Here is a 17,058-nt window from a genome sequence, read left to right as displayed (position 1 = left end):
CGAACCGCGTCCCTAGCGCCTCGCGGATGAGCTGGCTCCCCGAACCGTTGCGTATCGCCAATTTCCGCGCCTTCTGGTCCGCACGGCTGTTGGCGACCCTCGCCCAGCTCGCGATGGTCACGGCGATCGAATATCAGGTCTATGCCATCGCCCGCGAGACGATGGATCCGCAGGCCGCCGCATTGCGGCTAGGTCTCATCGGTCTCGTCCAGTTCGTGCCGCTCTTCTTCCTCGCGCCTTGGTCCGGCTGGCTGACCGATCGCGTCGATCGGCGCTGGGTCGCGCGCGGCGCCATCGCGATCGAGATCGGCTGCGCGGGCGCGCTTGCGGCCTTCACCGCCGCGGGCACGATCAGCCTGCCGATCATCTATATCATCGCGGTGTTCGTCGGCGTCGCGCGGGTGCTGATGGGGCCGTCGCTCTCCGCGCTCGGCGCCAATATCGTGCCGCGCGCCATCCTTCCCAACGCCATCGCCCTATCCTCGATCGCCTGGCAGGCCGGTACGATCATCGGCCCGGCCCTCGGCGGCTATTTGCTCGCCGCCGATATCGCGCTGGCCTATTGGGTCGCGACGGCTTTTTTCAGTGCTGCGCTCGTCGGCCTCTTCCTCATCGGGCCGACAGAGCAGAAGAAGGCCGCCTCCACCCGTCATCCCATTGCGCAGATCCGCGACGGGCTCCGCTATGTGCGCGAGAACAGGCTCGTGCTGGGCGCCATCAGCCTCGACCTCTTCGCGGTCCTGCTCGGGAGCGCGACCACCCTCCTGCCCATTTTCGCAACCGACATCTTCGGCGGGGGGCCCGACCTCTTCGGCCACCTGCGGGCCGCTCCCGCGATCGGCGCGACGCTGATCGCGATCGTCTTCGCGATCCGTCCCTTGAGGACCGACGTCGGGCGCAAGATGCTCATAGCGGTCGGCGTCTTCGGGCTTGCAACCGTCGGTTTCGCTTTCTCGCGCAGCGTCGCGCTTACCTTTGCCCTATTGGTCACGATCGGGGCGGCCGACATGTTCTCGGTCTATATTCGCCAGTCGCTGATCCAGCTCTATACGCCCGATGAAATGCGCGGGCGTGTGGGCGCGGTCTCGACGCTCACGATCTCCGCATCCAACGAACTCGGCGACGCGGAGAGCGGCCTGATCGCAAGTCTCCTCGGGCCGACGATGGCAGCGTTCGTCGGCGGCATGGGCGCGATCGTGGTTGTCTTCGTGTGGAACTGGAAGTTCCCCGAGCTGAGACGCGCGAAATCGTTCGACCACAGCGACGCGGCCGAACGGGACCGTTAACCAGTTCGCGCAACTTCGCCGCGCTTCCGCGCCCGATTCCACGGGGGCGCGAACATGGTTAACTTTTTCGAAACCGCCCTCGTAGAAAGTCTCGTTAACCCGGTCTCTTTAAGGCGGCGGGGTTAGAGAGGGTAATATTTGATGGGTCAGCGTCGATTGAGGATTCGCCATGCGCCTGAATTCACGGCCGACGTCGGCATCGTGGAAGCGCTGGCCTTTGACGTCGCCCCGCCGCGCAACGATGGCGATGAGGCGATCGCCGAACAGCGCCAGCGCCAACTCCATCACAGCCCCATCCTGATCGGCATCGCGCATCTTGCGACTCTGGCGGTCGGCCTCTCGATGCTTCCGGCAGCCTTCCACGGCGCGATCATCTTCATCGTCGGCGGCCTTCTCGCGCTGGACGTCCTTGCGGTCGGTCTGCTGATGCTCTCGCGGCGCGTCCGCATTGCGCCTTACATCATCACCCGCGCTCTTTCCGTCTATGTCGCCGCCTGCGCGGCGGCATGGGCACTCTTCAGTGTGAAGCTGCTCGGACAGGCGGAAGGCATCGAGACAGTGGTCGGGTCCGCCATGATCGGCGGCGGGATCATCGCCATGTCGCTCGCCGCCACCACCGCCCCGCCACTCGCCATCGTCATGGGGCTGTCGGGGGCCGCGACCACGCTCCTGCTCATCCACCAGAACATCATCGTCGCCGGGATTGCGGTGATGGCGCTCATCATCTCGGCCTATGCCACGGCCTATTCGCGCACCATCATCGCGACCGCGCGGAAGCGCCTGATTCTCGACCGCCACGCTCACCAGGCGCTGAGGTTTGTCACAGAATTTGAAGCCTCGGGCCGCGGCTGGTTCTGGGAAACGGACGCGACCGGCGTCCTGTCCTACGTCAGTCATCAGTTGGCCGAAGATTTCGATTGCGACCCCGCCGATCTTCTCGGACGCAAGTTTACCGATCTCCTTTCTGTCGATGGCCAGAACGCGGGTTCCTCGCTGAGCGAAGAACGCACGCTGGGTTTCCATCTTTCGGCCCGCTTCCCATTTTCCGACGTGGTCGTTCGCGCGGCGCGCGACGAGGATATTCTCTGGTCGCTCTCGGGGAACCCCATCTTCAACGAAACGAACGGCCGTTTCCTCGGCTTCCGCGGGATCGGGACCGACCTCACGGAGCAGCGCCGCAACGAGCAGGAAATCACCCGGCTCGCCCGCTTCGACAGCCTCACCGCCCTGCCCAACCGCGCGATGATGCGACAGACGCTCGACGAGGCGTTGCGCAACGCCGCGCGCCGGCAGAAGGGCTGTGCGCTGTTCCTCATCGATCTCGACCGGTTCAAGAACGTCAACGATACGCTTGGCCATCCCGTCGGCGACCAGCTGCTGCGACAGGTTGCCGAGAGACTGGTCAGCGTGATGGGCAATCACGGCCAGGTCGGGCGGCTGGGCGGCGACGAGTTCAAGGCCGTGCTGCCTGGGGCGGTCGAAGCCGGGTTGCTCGAGAATCTCGCGCGCCTGATGATCGAACAGGTCTCGCAGCCCTACCAGATCGAGGGACATCGCATCACGATCGGGGCCTCCATCGGGGTCGCGATCGCCGATCCGGGGCGCGCCTGCGCCGACAGCCTCACCCGCAACGCCGACCTCGCGCTCTATGCCGCCAAGGCCGCGGGACGTGGGACGCACTGTTTCTTCGAGCCGTCGATGCATAGCGAGGCAACCGATCGCCAGCGGCTCGAAAACGATCTGCGCGGGGCGCTCGACCGCCGTGAACTGACGCTGCGCTATCAGCCGATCGTTCGGGCTTCGAACGAGGAAATCTGCGGGTTCGAAGCACTGGTGCGCTGGGAGCATCCCTCGCGCGGACCGATTTCGCCCGAACTGTTCATTTCCATCGCCGAGGAATGCGGGCTCATCAATACGCTCGGGACCTTCGTGCTCGAGGAGGCAATCGCGACCGCTTCCCAGTGGCCCGAAACGGTGCGGATCGCGGTCAATCTGTCCCCGATCCAGTTCAACAACCCCAAGATCGCCGAGACAATCGCGACCATCCTCTCGACGCACCAGATGCGTGCCGAGCGGCTGGAGCTGGAAATCACCGAGGGTGTGTTCATTTCCGAAGGCGAGGCCACCGACGAGATCTTCTCGCGTCTCAAGAACCTCGGCGTGCGCCTCGCGCTCGATGACTTCGGAACGGGATATTCGTCGCTGGGCTATTTGAAGACCGCTCCGTTCGACAAGATCAAGATCGACCAGAGCTTCGTACGCGGGGCCTCCAACCCCAAGAGCCGCAATAGCGCGATCATCCGCGCCATCGTCGCGCTTGCGGAGAGCCTCAACATGGATACGACCGCCGAGGGCGTCGAGACGCATGACGACCTCAACCTCATCCGCGAATTGGGCTGCAGCCAGATCCAGGGCTATATTTTCGGTCGCCCCTGCACCGCGGACGTCGCGGCGGAGATGGTCAAGAACGCGTCCATGTCACCGGACGGCCACCAGAATACGCGCGAGCAGCGGCACCGGCTTATGCGTCGCGGACTTGTCGGCCTGCGCGGCGAGCGGGTCGAAGTGCGGCTGCGCAACATTTCCGCGATGGGCGCCCTCATCGAATGTCCCGTCGCGGTGACGCCAGGCGCCACGTTGACGGTCGATATCGTCGGCACGGGTCCCGTGAAAGGGATCGTGCGCTGGGCGCAATCCGGACGCTTCGGGATGCAGTTCGAGGAAGGCTTCGACCTCACCCGTCTGGCACCCGTCCGCAAATCCGCCTTCAGTTCCGCGCACCACTCCTACGGCGGCGAGCGCCAAAGCGCCTAGAAGGCCGCTTCGGGCATCGCCATCAAGGTTTCCGACCCGGCCTCGACCTTGCGGCGAAGACCGCTGGCCTCGGGCAGCCAGCGCTCGGCGAAATAGCGAGCGGTGATAAGCTTGGCGTTGTGGAAGGCTTCGTCCTCGCCCGCCTCGTCCTTGAGACCCGCGCTCTTGCCCGCCATCTTGAGCCACATCCAGCCAAGCGCCGTCAGGCCCATCAGGTCCATGTAGGCATAGGCACCCGCGCCGACATTGTTGGGGTTGGACGGACCGTTCTGCGCGAGCCACATCGTCGCGCCCTGCAGATGACCGAGTGCCTTTTCGAGCGGTTCGGCCACGCCCGCAGGATCACCCGCCTGCTTGGCCGCGGCGATGTCCTCCCCGATCCGCTCGAACAGCAACCGCACCGCGCGGCCGCCGTTCTGCGCCAGCTTGCGCCCGACGAGATCCATCGCCTGGATGCCATTGGTACCTTCGTAGATCTGCGCGATCCGCGCATCGCGGACGAACTGTTCGACGCCCCATTCCCGGATATAGCCGTGCCCGCCGAAGACCTGCTGTGCCTCGACCGCGGTCTCGAATCCCTTGTCGGTCAGATAGCCTTTGATGACGGGGGTCAGGAGGCTGACCAGATCGTCGGCTTCCTGCCGCGCCTCCTCGTCCTGCGCCTTGTGCGTCAGGTCGACATGCAGCGCGCCCCAAAGAACGAGCGCGCGCGCACCCTCCGTAAAGGCACGACCATTCATCAGCATCCGGCGAACGTCGGGGTGCACGATGATGCTGTCGGCGCGCGCTCCTTCCTCGCGATCCTCGGGGCGCAGGGCCTTGCCCTGTTTGCGATCCTTCGCATAGGCGACGGCATTCTGATACGCCGCCTCGCCCTGCGCGAGACCCTGCAGTCCGACGCCAAGGCGCGCGGCATTCATCATGATGAACATGGCGGCGAGACCCTTTTCCTTCTCGCCGATGAGATAGCCGGTCGCCCCGTCATAGTTCATGACGCAGGTGGCATTGCCATGGATGCCCATCTTCTCCTCGATCGAGCCGCAGGAGACGGCATTCTTCTCGCCCAGCGACCCGTCGTCGTTGACGATATATTTGGGCACGATGAAGAGCGAGATGCCTTTCACCGTGTCGGGGCTGTCGGGCATCTTGGCGAGCACGAAATGGATGATGTTCTCGCTGAGGTCATGCTCGCCAGCAGAGATGAAGATCTTGGTGCCGGTGAGCTTGTAGGTGCCGTCGTCCTGCGGCACCGCCTTGGTCTTGATGAGCCCCAGATCCGTCCCGCAATGCGGTTCGGTCAGGTTCATGGTGCCGGTCCACTCGAGCGACACCATCTTGGGCGCATATTTCTGCTTCTGCTCTTCCGAGCCGACCGCGAGAAGCGCCGCAATCGCGCCATGGGTCAGTCCCTGATACATCTCGAACGCCTGATTGGCGGCGACGGCATATTCACTGAAGGCGGTCGAAAGCACATGCGGCAGGTCCTGTCCGCCATATTGCTCGGGAAAGGCGAGCGTCCCCCAGCCGGCGTCGCGATACTGCTCCCAGGCTTCCTTGAAGCCCTCCGGTGTCGTGACGCGCGCATCCTCGTGACGCGTGCAGCCCTCCTCGTCGCCGACGCGGTTGAGGGGAGCAAGGACTTCGGCGGCGAATTTGCCCCCTTCGGTCAGGATCGCGTCGACGATATCGGCGTCGGCGTTCTGAAAACCGGGAAGGTTGGCGTAATTCTGGAGACCGACGATCTGTTCGATGACGAACTTGGTGTCGCGGACGGGGGCTTCATAGACGGGCATCAAACTTCCTCTCGGTCGGTAAGAAGGCGCACAAAGCCTTCCAGTTCTTCAATGGTTTCGTCGATATCGGCTTTCTGCCGGGTAAGTGCGGTAATGCGTTCCCGGCATTTCTCGATGGTCACGACGCGCTGCGTTTTGCGGGCATCGCCGAGATCGTAGAGATCGAGCAGGTCTCCGATTTCCGCGAGACTGAAGCCGACGCGCTTGCCGCGAAGGATCCACGCCACACGGGCGCGGTCGCGCTCCGAATATAGTCGCTGCGTGCCGACACGCTTGGGCGCGATGAGCTTCTCGTCTTCGTAGAAGCGGAGCGCCCGGGCCGTGACCCCGAATTCCCCGCACATCTCGCCGATCGAATAGCTTTTCTCATCCGCCATCATGGGACGAATTCTACTTTACGCTTCCGTAAAGGTCAACAGATGGGATCGCCCGCTCCATCGCGCAGATCGGGCTCGTCATCCCAGTTCTTGACGAGTTCGCGGCCAGCATATGATGCGGAACCGCCGCAATAATAAGCACAGGCCGCGCCGCCATCGCCGAGACGGATCGACTGCCCGAGATCTTCGATCGGAATACGGCACTGCTCGTCGCCCTGCGGTGCGAACGCCATCTCGCCCTCGGCCCCGGTATCGATTGCCCCTTGCGCCATGCAATTGGCACCGTCCTCGCCGTAGATGACGAACGCCGCGCTGTCGTCCGACGACGCGCAAAGGCCGCTGCGTTGGCCGAGTTCGTAGAAGCCGGGCCCCAGTCCCTCCCCCGGTCCGGTCGTCGCCCTCTCGTCGGGTTCGCCGCTGTCGCATGCCGCCAGCGGCAGCAGCGCGGCCATCCACCAAATCCGCATCAATCCTCCCGCAACGCCTCGATCAATTCATCCTTGGTCATATCGCTTCGTCCCTCGATGTCACGCTCCTGCGCCAGATCGTAAAGCTCGTCCTTGGTACGATCTTCGTAGGGGCGCGAGTCACGATCGATATTGTCGTTGGACTTGGCGTTGGAGATCGCAGCAGCCTTGGACTTGGAATAGCCCTCGTCTCGCAAATCCTCGTACAATTTGTCATCCTTGATGCTGTCGCCGTGATCCTTGGCCATTGCCGTCTCCCTTGTCATGCGTGTGGCCATCCAATGCGCGAGCAGCCTGTCCTGCTCCAATCGGCCCGCGAAGGGAGACAAAGCCCGCGAGCGTCCCTATATGGCACTCACACCTGCGGGACGGGGATTCGTTGATGTTCACCACCAACCCTTTTGACGACGACAAATTGCGCGAGGAATGCGGCGTTTTCGGCGTATGGGGCGCCGATGGCGCCTCGAGTGTCGTGGCGCTTGGACTGCACGCGCTCCAGCATCGCGGGCAGGAAGCGGCGGGGATCGTCAGCCACGATGGCGTCAATTTCCATTCGCACCGCGCGATGGGCCACGTCGCGGGCAACTTCGATCGCGACGACATCATCCGCAAATTGTCGGGCCGCGCCGCGATCGGTCATGTCCGCTATTCGACGACGGGCGAGACCGCGCTGCGCAACGTGCAGCCCCTGTTCGCGGATCTTGCGACGGGCGGGTTCGCGGTGGCGCATAACGGCAATCTGTCCAACGCGATGACGCTGCGCGACAAGCTCATCCAGAACGGCAGCATCTTCCAGTCGACGAGCGATACCGAGGTGATCATCCATCTGCTCGCGACGTCGACCAAACCGACCGCGATCAAGCGGCTGGTCAAGGCGCTCAAGAAAGTCGAGGGCGCGTACAGCCTCGTCTGCCTTTTGCCCGACGGGCTGGTCGCCTGCCGCGATCCGCTGGGCGTACGCCCGCTGGTCATGGGCAAGTTCAACGACAGCATCGTCTTCGCATCGGAAAGCGTCGCCTTCGACGTGATCGGGGCGGAATATGTCCGCGACGTGGAGCCGGGCGAACTGATCGTCGTCACCGACGAGGGGATGGAGAGCCTTCATCCGTTCGAAGAGCTGCGCCCCCGGCCCTGCATCTTCGAACATGTCTATTTCTCGCGGCCCGACAGCATCATCGAGGGCACCAGCGTCTATCATACGCGCAAGGCCATCGGCGCCGAACTCGCGCGCGAAGCGCCGGTCGAGGCCGACCTCGTCGTGCCCGTTCCCGACAGCGGCGTCCCCGCCGCGATCGGATTCGCGCAGGCTTCCGACATTCCGTTCGAACTCGGCATCATCCGCTCGCATTATGTCGGACGCACCTTCATCCAGCCGGGCGACGGCGTTCGGCATCTGGGGGTGAAGCTCAAGCACAATGCCAATGCGGCGCTCGTCAAAGGCCAGTCGGTCGTTCTCGTCGACGACAGTATCGTGCGCGGCACCACCAGCCTCAAGATCGTGCAGATGATGCGCGAGGCCGGCGCGCGCGAAGTGCACATGCGGATCGCCTCGCCGCCGACACGGTTCAGCTGCTTCTACGGCGTCGATACGCCCGAGCGCGACAAGCTGCTCGCGGCGCGGATGAACCTCGAGGAGATGGCCAAGCATATCCAGGCCGACAGCCTCGCCTTCATTTCGCTGGAGGGGCTGTACCGCGCCCTTGGCGACCATCGGAACGACAGCGCCCCGCAACGTTGCGACGCCTGTTTCTCCGGCGACTATCCCACCACCCTGACCGACCGCGAGCGCGAGGCCCCGCCCGAACAGCTCGAGCTGGTCGGAGACGAATAGGACTTCATGGCACAGGCATTTATCGACAAGACCGCGCTCGTGACGGGCGCGAGCCGCGGCATCGGCGCGGCCATCGCCGAGGCACTGGCGGCAGAAGGCGCACATGTCATCCTCGTCGCGCGGTCGGCGGACGAACTCGAGAAGGTCGAGGAGCGCATTCACGCTGCGGGCGGCAGCGCCACCATCGCGCCGATGGATCTTCTGGAAGATGGCAATATCGGCAAACTCGGGCAGGCCATCGTGAGCCGGTGGGATGCGCTCGACATGCTTGTTCTCAACGCCGCGACGCTCGGCACCCTGACGCCGGTGCAGGCGATCGACGGCAACGAATTCATCCGGCTGGTCAGCCTCAATCTGCTTGCGAACCAAGCGATGATCGCGGCGTTCGACCCGATGCTACGCGAGTCCGAGCGGGCCGAAGTTGTCGGGGTCACGTCGTCGGTCGGAGCCGCACCGCGCGCCTATTGGGGCGCTTACGGCGCGAGCAAAGCAGCGCTCGACACGCTGCTCAAATCCTATGCGGAAGAGAATGAACATCACGGCCGTATCCGCGTCCACCTCATGGATCCGGGCGCCACGCGTACGACGATGCGGGCGCGCGCCTTTCCGGGCGAGAAGCCAGAGGACGTGAAGGAGCCGTCGGTCGTCGCGAAGGCGCTCGTCGAACGGCTTCAATCGGATGCGCCGACCGGCGAGATCTTCCGCGTCGAAGGCTGAGCCTCGCGGCGGCGCATATAGTCGGCGAGCGCCGCATCGACCGCCTTGCGCGCGGCGCCGTCGACGCCGCTCTCCCATGCCGCCAGATGGACAAGCACGACGTCGGCCCGGCGGCTGACGAATAGCCCCTGACCGTAAAGGCCGCGGTGGAAAAGCCAGTCGGGCGTGATGTCCCAATGGTAGCCATAGCCACTTTCGGAGGCATCGGGGTCGCGCACCGAGAAGGCCTCGCCGCGATACGTGTCGGTCCAGACCGATCCGCCCGCGCCGTCGGGCAGACCGCGCGCAACCCATAGGCCCAGCCGCCCATAGTCACGCAGCGTCATCGACACGCAGCAATCGCCGGTATTGCCCGCATCCGCTCGGCGCATCCAGAAGAGCGGTGCGGCGAGACCCGCGGGCACGGCGATCCTGTCGGCCGCATATCGCGCGAGTGTCTGCCCTGTCGCGCGCTCGACCACCAGCGCCAGCAGGGCGCTGTCGATCCCTTTGTAAACACGGCGGGTTCCGGGGGGATCGATGCGTGTGCGCGCACGTAGCAGGTCCAGCAAATTGTCCGTGCCGTCTGCGCGACCGTAGGGCGTCCACGATAGAAGCCCGTCGCCGCGCTTGTCCGACGGATCGACGTTCCAGCTGACGCCGCTGGTCATTTCGAGCAGGTGCCGCACCGTGACACCCTCGTAGGCAGCGGTGTCGGCAAGTTCGGGAACGTAGCGAATGACGGGATCGTCGATCGACGCGATCACACCGTCCGCGAGCGCTGCGCCCGCGAGGATGCCCGTCAGCACCTTGGCGACCGAGTAGCTCGTCCAGCGCGCATTTTCCGGAAGCTCGGGGCCACGGCGCTCATAGACTATGCGAGTGCCGTCGAGCAGCAGCAGACCGGACAAATCATGTTCTTCGAACAGAAGGTCCATGGCCGGAAAATCTTCCGTGGCTCCTTCCATGAGTGAAAGCGGCGACCCGGACGACGGCACCTCGTCACCCGCATAGCGGCGATCGAACGAGGAAAAGCGCCCCGCTTTTTCCTCGTCCGACCAGAAGAGCGTCTCGGCGACGCTTCCCTCGATTGTCGCCCATTCCGCCGCGTCGAAATCTCCACGCTCCAGCGGTGCGCGCGACGGGCCGCAAGCGAAGAGCAGCAAGGGCAGTAGGAGAAGGAGGAAGCGCATGGGCAACAACCCTAGCGCCATTCTATTTCGAAAGAGTCACCTGCGCGACGTCGATTCCCCCGCCACGAAATCCGCCCTCGCAATAATCGAGGTAGAAGCGCCACAGATCGTGGAAGCGCGGGCTGAAATCGGAGAGGTCACCGCGCGCCACGGCATCATCGTAGCGCTCGCGCCAATCGCCGAGCGTGCGCGCATAATCCTGTCCGAAGCCGTGCCTGTCGCCCCACTGCAGTACGCGTTCGGCAGCCAGTTCCTCGAAGCGCGGCTCGCTCACCAGCATGCCGCCCGGAAAGATGTAGGTCTGGATGAAATCGGCGCTTGTCCGGTAAGCGGGGAAAAGGCGCTCGTCGATCGAGATGAACTGGATCGCCGCCTTGCCGCCGGGTTTGAGGTTTCGCTCGATCGCATCGAACCAGTCGGGCCACCAGCGCTCGCCGACGGCCTCGACCATCTCGACGCTTGCGATGGCGTCGACCTGCTCGCGGCACTCGCGGTAGTCTTGGAGGCGAACCTCGATACGGTCTGCCAACCCCGCCTCGGCGATCTTCGCCTCGGCCCATGCTTTCTGCTCGATCGACAAGGTCAGTGCGACGACCGATGCACCCCGCCGCGCCGCCGCGATCGCCAGACTGCCCCAACCGCAACCGATCTCGAGCATCCGGTCGCCAGCCTTCAGGTCGAGCCGGTCGAGCAGCGCATCGACCTTCCGCCGTTGCGCCGCCTCCAGATCGTCGCCCTCCGCGTAGATCGCCGCCGAATAGCTCATGGTCGGATCGAGCCATGCCGCGTAGAAGTCGTTGCCGAGATCGTAGTGCGCGGCGATATTCTCGCGCGCCTTGACGAGACCATTGTCGCGCAGCCGGTGCGCAGCCGCGTTGAGCCACTTCATCGGCCCCTTGGCGCGTGCCGTGTCGCCGAGGCTGACCGCATTGTCCATGAACAGCGCGCAGAGCGCAGGCACGTCGGGCGAGGACCATTCGCCCTTCTCCCAGGCCTTGTAGAGCCCCACCGACCCCGCCAGCGCGATCCGGACGAGCGCCATATAATTGTGGAGGTGGAAGGTCGCGACATGGCCCGGCGCATTGAAGCCGACGTCGCGTCGTGTCCCGTCGGGAAGCGTGCCATGGATGCCGCCGCGCTCGAGGCGCGCGTCCAGTCGGTCGATCAGCCTGGCAAAGGCAGGCGCGACTGCCCGCGCGAAAAGGCTCCCACCGGTCGCAAATCCGCGATCCCCCGCGACAAGATGATCACCCCGACTGGCCATCTCAACCCGATTTCATCTCCCGATAGGCGCTCAAGGCCCGCTCGCGCGCATCCTTATGCTCGATAAGCTTGCGGGGATAGTCCTCGGGCGCACAGTCGGCGGCGTGGGGGTCGTGGATGACCTCATCGGACAGGTCGGCAAGTTCGGGTACCCATTGGCGAATATAGTCTGCTGCATCGAATTTCTCCGATTGCGAGAGCGGTGCCATGATGCGGCTGAACATGTTGCTGTCGACGCCGCTGCCCGAGATCCACTGCCAGTTCGTGCCGTTCGAGCCATAATCCGCATCGACGAGGCAGTCCCAGAACCATTGCTCGCCCTCGCGCCAGTCGATCAGAAGATGCTTCACGAGGAAACTGGCGACGATCATGCGGACGCGGTTGTGGATCCAGCCGATCGACCACAATTGCCGCATCCCAGCATCGACGATGGGGTATCCAGTGCGGCCCTTGGTCCAGGCGTGGAAATCATCGCGCGCGGTCGAGGAGCGAAAGTCGCGCCACTCGAAATCGTCGTAATCGCGGTAGCTCTTCTCAGGATAGTCGGGGAACTGGTGGATGACATTCTGACCGAAGTCGCGCCAGCCGAGTTCGGACAGAAAGGTGCCGACGCTGCCCCCTGCATCCTTGACCCGATCATAGACACGAGCGGGCGAAATCTCGCCCCAGTGGAGATGCGGGCTGAGCTTCGACGTGCCTCCGGTCGACGGACAGTTGCGCTGGCCTTCGTATCGCGAGGCCTCGTCCTCGAAGGCGCGTAACCGCTTTAGCGCGCCCTCCTCTCCCGGTTCCCATTCCTCGCGCATCCCCCCCGCCCAGTCGGGCTGCGTGGGGAGCAGGTTCCAGTCGTCGAGTTCGTCGCTGTCGGGCCACGCACCGGGCGCGTCGATGGCGTGGGGCCGCGGTGCAGGCTCGGCAGGCGGCATCCGCTCTTTCAGCGCACGCCAGAAGGGCGTGAAAATCTTGTAGGGGTCGCCCGACCCGGTAGTCACCGCCCCCGGCGGCTCGAGATAATTGCCATCGTGCAGACAAAGTTCGACCTGATCGGCAATTCGATCCTCCGCCTCCTTCCACCACGGTTCGTAATGCCGAAGCGCGTGGACGCGCGCCGCGCCCAATTCTTCGCAGAGTTGCGGGATGACATGATCCACCCGCCCACGCCGGAGGATCAGCCGGGAGCCTTTGTCCTCGAGCGATGCGGCGAGGCTCCTGAGGCTGTGATGCATCCACCAGCGCGAAGCACCGCCATATTTGCGGTCGCCTGGCGTTTCGTCGTCGAGCACGAAGACGGGAACGACGGGCCCTTCTTGCGCCGCGCAGGCGAGCGCTGCCTGATCCGATAGCCGAAGGTCTCGCCGGAACCAGACGATGCTCGGCGGCGTGTCGCTCATTCGGCGGGACCGAGGTCGACCGAGAAGTTGCCGAGCGCGCGGGGATCGAGATAGCGTTGGTCGGCGAGCAAGGTCCGTCCGTCCTGTTCGATCACGATCGGCATCCGCGACCAGAAGAGGAAGGCATCGACATCGTCGCGGCCGCGTGCGGCGCGAAGTTGTTCGTTGCCGAGATCGCTCGGGATTGCCCGGCCCGTCAGCAGCACGCCGTCCGGAAATTCGTAGGCGCCGAAGCCGTAGAGATTGCCCCCACGCCAAAGGATTTCGCGGTTCCAGAACTCGAACGGTACCGGGCTGGCGACGACCGATTGTGGCTCGAGACGATATTGTTTGCCGACAAGTTCGCGCGCCTGCTTCTCGGCGACGCCCGTGAAGAAGCCGTTCATCGCGATATAGGCTGAAATGAGGATGAAGGCGATGCCCGCGGGGATCGTATAGCGCCGCGAACCCCTTTTCTCCCACCGCTGGGAGATCGTGAAACCGAGCACCAGCAGTCCCCAGACCCACGGATCGATGATGAAGAGCGTGTCGCCCGCGAACCAGCGGTCGCTGAAGGGAGCAAGCAGGCGGATGCCGTAGCTGTTCAGCCAGTCGAGCGCCGGATGCGACAGCGTTCCGATGAAGGCCAGAAGCAGCAACCAGCTGGGTCGCACTTCCTGCTTGGAGGGGCGCCAGCGATTGTAGAGCAGCATGAGGCCGGTGAGGATCAGGGGAAGGACCAACATCGCGATCGGCCCGTGGGTAATGCCGCGCCGCACCGCCAGATGCTCGATACCTCCGAGCACAGCGACCGCGTCCAAATCGGGCAGGTTCGCCGCGATGATCAGCGTCGGCATGGCGCGGCCGGTAAGCTTCTTCAGCCCCATCTGGCCGAGCAAGGCGCCCGCCAGGCTGTGCGTCACATTATCCATAACGCTGGGGAAGCGAATTAATGCTCACGCGGTTCCTTGGTGACCTGCCACGTCTGCCCCTGGTTGAGCAATTCCTGCAGATCCGGCGCCTTGCCCTCGGAGACCGCCGCATTCTGCTCGATCACCGCGCTGTCGAAGGTCGGCGCGGGGTCCTCGTAGAGAACACCCATCGCCACCGGCATGATGTCGGCAGGCATTTCGGCGAGAAGGAGCGCGATTGCGCGACTCTTGGGATCGTGGACAAGCACCTCGTCACTGTCGCCGGAAACGACCTTCAAGGTCTTGGTTTCCATGTCGAACGCGATGCCCTTCTCGCCCTTGGCGAACAGCATCTTCTCGCCTGCCTCGAGCCATAGCTGCCTGTCGTCGGCAACCTTCCGATCGGTGAAGGGCGCGAAGACGTCGTCGTTGTAGACGATGCAGTTCTGGAAGATCTCCACGAACGCCGCGCCGCGGTGCGCGTGGGCGGCCTTGAGGACGTCGGGCAAGTTCTTCGACACATCGATCCCGCGCGCCACAAAGCGTGCCCCCGCACCCAGCGCGAAACTGGCCGGAAGCGCGGGTCGGTCGACCGACCCGAACGGCGTCGAGGGCGAACGCGTCCCGATCCGGCTGGTCGGCGAATATTGACCCTTGGTGAGACCGTAGATTTCGTTGTTGAACAGGAGCAGCTGGCAATCGAGGTTGCGGCGCAGCAAGTGCATCGTGTGGTTGCCGCCGATGCTCAGCGCATCGCCGTCACCGGTGATGATCCACACGTCGAGCTCGGGATTGGCGAGCTTCACCCCCGTCGCGACCGCGCCTGCGCGCCCGTGGATCGTATGGAAGCCGTAGCTCGCCATGTAGTAGGGAAAGCGGCTCGAGCAGCCGATCCCGGAAATGAAGACGACATTCTCCTTGGCGTCTGCCAGATCGGGCATGGTGCGCTGCACGGCCTTCAGGACCGCATAGTCCCCGCAACCCGGGCACCAGCGCACTTCCTGGTCCGATGCCCAGTCCTTGGCGGTGAGTTTCGTCTGTTCGTTCATTGATCTACCACCAGCCCTGCAAATTACCCACGATATAGCCGACCACGATCAGCATGATGATCAGCGGCCACGGATTCATCGGCTTCATCTTGTCGGGGTCGGGATTGATACGCATCAGACGCGCTCCTCGATAGCGGCGGCGATTTCGGCGATGCGGAAGGGCTGGCCTGCGATCTTGTTGAGCGGCTTCGCGTCGACGAGGAACTGGTCGCGCAGCATCGTCTTCAGCTGCCCCGCGTTCATTTCCGGCACGAGAATCTGTTCGTAGCCCTTGAGCAATTCGCCGAGATTCTTGGGGAAGGGCGCGATGTGGCGGATGTGGATGTGCGACACGTCCTTGCCCGCCTTGCGCGCGCGACGCACTGCCTGGTGGATGGGCCCGAACGTCGAACCCCAGCCGACGATCGCCAGCTTGCCCGCAGTTTCGCCCAGGCACACGTCCTGGTCCGGAATGCTGTCGGCGACATTGGCGACCTTGGTGAAACGCTCCCGCGTCATTTGCGCATGCGCTTCGGGCTGATAGCTGATGTCACCCGTTTCCGGCGCCTTCTCGATTCCGCCGATGCGATGCTCGAGACCGGGCGTCCCGGGCTTGATCCACGGCCGCGCGCCGCGTTCGTCGCGTTGGTAAGGCAGCGTCCCTTCGGCGCTGGCGAACTCCACCGCGAACGGTTCGTGCGAACTAGCATCCGGCACCTTCCACGGCTCGGCGGCATTGGCGATATAGCCGTCGGTCAAAAGCATGACGGGCGTCATGTACTGGACGGCGATCCGCACCGCCTCGATCGCGCACGCATAGGCATCGGCGGGCGAGCGCGCCGCGAGGACGGGGAGCGGCGCATCGCCGTTGCGCCCGTACACGGCCTGATAGAGGTCCGACTGCTCGGTCTTGGTGGGCAGGCCGGTCGAGGGGCCGCCGCGTTGCGAATTGACGATGACGAGCGGCAGCTCGGTCATGATCGCAAGCCCGATGGCCTCGGTCTTCAGAGCGATGCCTGGGCCGGATGAGGACGTCACCCCAAGGCTCCCAGCATAGCTCGCGCCGATGGCCGCGCAGATGGCCGCAATCTCGTCCTCGGCCTGGAAGGTCGTGATCCCGAAATGCTTGAGGCGCGACAGATGATGGAGCAAGGCCGAGGCGGGCGTGATCGGATAGCCGCCGAAGAACATCTTCAGCCCAGCAAGCTGCGCACCCGCGACTAGGCCGACCGCGAGGCTCTCGGCCCCTGTCACGGTGCGATAAAGCCCCGGTTCGGCAGGCGCGGCGTCGAGGTGGCGCTGTCGGACCTGTCCGCCGATCTCCGCCGTTTCGCCATAGGCATGGCCCGCATTGAGCGCGGCGATATTCGCCTCGGCGATCTCCGGCAGCTTGGCGAATTTGGATTTGAGCCACTGCGTCACCGGCTCACGGCTGCGGTCGAACATCCAGAGCGCCAGCCCCAGCGTCCACATGTTCTTGCAACGCAGCGCTTCCTTGCGATTGAGCCCGAACGGCTCGACCGCCTCAAGCGTGCGCGCCGAAATGTCGAATGCCAGCACCTTGTATTTGGCCAGCCCGTCACCTTCGAGCGGATCGCTGTCGTAGCCCGCCTTTGCCAGATTGCGGGCGGTAAATTCACCCGTATCGGCGATCACCAGCCCACCCTCGCGTAGGCTCTCGATATTCACCTTGAGCGCCGCGGGGTTCATCGCGACGAGCACGTCGGGCTGGTCGCCCGCTGTCTCGATCGCCGCCGAGCCGAAATTGATCTGGAAGGCGCTGACGCCGAACGTCGTGCCCTGCGGCGCGCGAATTTCGGCAGGAAAGTCGGGGAAGGTCGACAGATCGTTGCCCGCCAGCGCGGTCGAGAGCGTGAACTGCCCACCGGTCAGCTGCATCCCGTCGCCGCTGTCTCCGGCGAAGCGGACGACGACGGCCTCGCGCTCTTCGGTCTGCGGATCGCTGGGTTCGATTTCGTGGGTCGCGGTGGCCATCACTCTTCCTTAACGTCATCGGATCGCGAAGGCG

Annotated in this window: 14 protein-coding genes; 4 read left to right on the top strand and 10 right to left on the bottom strand. The window is 64.3% G+C overall.

What is annotated here, in order from left to right:
• Positions 1 to 26: 26 nt before the first annotated feature.
• Both WJS89_RS11315 and WJS89_RS11310 read left to right on the top strand, forming a co-directional pair.
• Positions 27 to 1,286, top strand: a complete 1,260-nt coding sequence (locus tag WJS89_RS11315) for an MFS transporter (protein WP_346341041.1) — start codon at positions 27 to 29, stop codon at positions 1,284 to 1,286.
• 141 nt (positions 1,287 to 1,427) lie between these two features.
• On the top strand, positions 1,428 to 4,100 hold the full coding sequence (locus WJS89_RS11310; protein ID WP_346341040.1) for an EAL domain-containing protein: 2,673 nt from the start codon (positions 1,428 to 1,430) through the stop codon (positions 4,098 to 4,100).
• On the opposite strand, the gene WJS89_RS11305 is transcribed toward WJS89_RS11310, so the two are convergent.
• From WJS89_RS11305 to WJS89_RS11290, 4 genes are read right to left on the bottom strand one after another with little or no spacing between them, the layout of a single operon-like run.
• Positions 4,097 to 5,893: an acyl-CoA dehydrogenase C-terminal domain-containing protein gene (locus WJS89_RS11305; protein ID WP_346341039.1), complete on the bottom strand. Its 1,797-nt coding sequence runs from the start codon at positions 5,891 to 5,893 to the stop codon at positions 4,097 to 4,099. The genes WJS89_RS11310 and WJS89_RS11305 overlap by 4 nt on opposite strands.
• The gene (locus WJS89_RS11300; RefSeq protein WP_346341038.1) at positions 5,893 to 6,273 is read right to left on the bottom strand and encodes a MerR family transcriptional regulator; all 381 of its coding nucleotides are present in this window, start codon (positions 6,271 to 6,273) and stop codon (positions 5,893 to 5,895) included. The genes WJS89_RS11305 and WJS89_RS11300 overlap by 1 nt, the downstream gene beginning before the upstream one ends.
• A 32-nt stretch (positions 6,274 to 6,305) precedes the next feature.
• A complete protein-coding gene (locus WJS89_RS11295; protein WP_346341037.1) occupies positions 6,306 to 6,737 on the bottom strand; it encodes a hypothetical protein in 432 nt (143 codons plus the stop codon).
• Positions 6,737 to 6,985 (bottom strand): DUF7218 family protein, encoded by a 249-nt coding sequence (locus tag WJS89_RS11290; protein ID WP_346341036.1) that lies wholly within the window; start codon positions 6,983 to 6,985, stop codon positions 6,737 to 6,739. Before WJS89_RS11290 ends, WJS89_RS11295 begins: the two co-directional genes overlap by 1 nt.
• Positions 6,986 to 7,119: 134 nt before the next feature.
• Here WJS89_RS11290 and purF point away from each other — a divergent pair, with 134 nt between their 5' ends.
• Together purF and WJS89_RS11280 are read left to right on the top strand one after the other, a co-directional pair.
• Positions 7,120 to 8,568 (top strand): amidophosphoribosyltransferase, encoded by a 1,449-nt coding sequence (gene purF / locus WJS89_RS11285; protein WP_346341035.1) that lies wholly within the window; start codon positions 7,120 to 7,122, stop codon positions 8,566 to 8,568.
• Positions 8,569 to 8,574: 6 nt separating this feature from the next.
• Positions 8,575 to 9,285, top strand: a complete 711-nt coding sequence (locus tag WJS89_RS11280) for an SDR family NAD(P)-dependent oxidoreductase (RefSeq protein WP_346341034.1) — start codon at positions 8,575 to 8,577, stop codon at positions 9,283 to 9,285.
• Here the strand turns inward: WJS89_RS11280 and WJS89_RS11275 are convergent.
• The 6 genes from WJS89_RS11275 to WJS89_RS11250 form a co-directional block, all read right to left on the bottom strand.
• Positions 9,240 to 10,457, bottom strand: coding sequence for a serine hydrolase domain-containing protein (locus tag WJS89_RS11275; protein WP_346341033.1), 1,218 nt, complete (start codon positions 10,455 to 10,457; stop codon positions 9,240 to 9,242). The genes WJS89_RS11280 and WJS89_RS11275 overlap by 46 nt on opposite strands.
• A 22-nt stretch (positions 10,458 to 10,479) precedes the next feature.
• Positions 10,480 to 11,721, bottom strand: coding sequence for a class I SAM-dependent methyltransferase (locus WJS89_RS11270; RefSeq protein WP_346341032.1), 1,242 nt, complete (start codon positions 11,719 to 11,721; stop codon positions 10,480 to 10,482).
• Position 11,722: 1 nt separating this feature from the next.
• Entirely contained in the window at positions 11,723 to 13,111 is a 1,389-nt protein-coding gene (locus tag WJS89_RS11265) for a cryptochrome/photolyase family protein (RefSeq protein ID WP_346341031.1), read from the bottom strand.
• Positions 13,108 to 14,022: a metal-dependent hydrolase gene (locus WJS89_RS11260; protein WP_346341030.1), complete on the bottom strand. Its 915-nt coding sequence runs from the start codon at positions 14,020 to 14,022 to the stop codon at positions 13,108 to 13,110. Before WJS89_RS11260 ends, WJS89_RS11265 begins: the two co-directional genes overlap by 4 nt.
• 17 nt (positions 14,023 to 14,039) lie before the next feature.
• Positions 14,040 to 15,050: a 2-oxoacid:ferredoxin oxidoreductase subunit beta gene (locus WJS89_RS11255; RefSeq protein WP_346341029.1), complete on the bottom strand. Its 1,011-nt coding sequence runs from the start codon at positions 15,048 to 15,050 to the stop codon at positions 14,040 to 14,042.
• Between the two features lie 114 nt (positions 15,051 to 15,164).
• Positions 15,165 to 17,024 carry a 2-oxoacid:acceptor oxidoreductase subunit alpha gene (locus WJS89_RS11250; protein ID WP_346341028.1) on the bottom strand — a complete coding sequence of 620 codons (1,860 nt, stop codon included), beginning with the start codon at positions 17,022 to 17,024 and terminating at the stop codon, positions 15,165 to 15,167.
• Positions 17,025 to 17,058: the final 34 nt, after the last annotated feature.

Origin of the sequence: Sphingomicrobium aquimarinum (genome assembly GCF_039655735.1) — a bacterium.
Taxonomy (GTDB): domain Bacteria; phylum Pseudomonadota; class Alphaproteobacteria; order Sphingomonadales; family Sphingomonadaceae; genus Sphingomicrobium; species Sphingomicrobium aquimarinum.
The sequence above is the reverse complement of the archived record's forward strand: the minus strand, read 5'-3'. Positions and strand labels throughout refer to the sequence as shown.